Raw genomic sequence first — 236 nt, 5'->3', positions numbered from 1 at the left:
AAATATATGAGGTGATAGTAAATGGCTATAAAAAGAGTTGAAGTAGACCGTCGAGATTGTCAATTATACCGCAACTATTTAAAGAGAGGAGGCTTCATCTCCGCAAGTTATTTATCCGTTAGTGGATTAGATGCCGTTAGATTAAAAAAATTGGCTGTTCAAGGAAAATTAGATGCTGTAAGATGTGCTATAGGTAAGTCTGTAAGATGGTATTATTCCGAAAAACAGGCTGAGCT

1 protein-coding gene is annotated in these 236 nt (G+C 36.0%); it reads left to right on the top strand.

All coding sequences use genetic code 11. The features are described 5' to 3' along the window. Positions 1–21 precede the first annotated feature (21 nt). A partial coding sequence (locus H6A07_RS10065) for a hypothetical protein (protein ID WP_204814771.1) occupies positions 22–236 on the top strand: 215 nt, incomplete at its 3' end.

Origin of the sequence: Olsenella uli (assembly GCF_016899935.1) — a bacterium.
GTDB lineage: Bacteria > Actinomycetota > Coriobacteriia > Coriobacteriales > Atopobiaceae > Thermophilibacter > Thermophilibacter uli_B.
The sequence above is the reverse complement of the archived record's forward strand: the minus strand, read 5'-3'. Positions and strand labels throughout refer to the sequence as shown.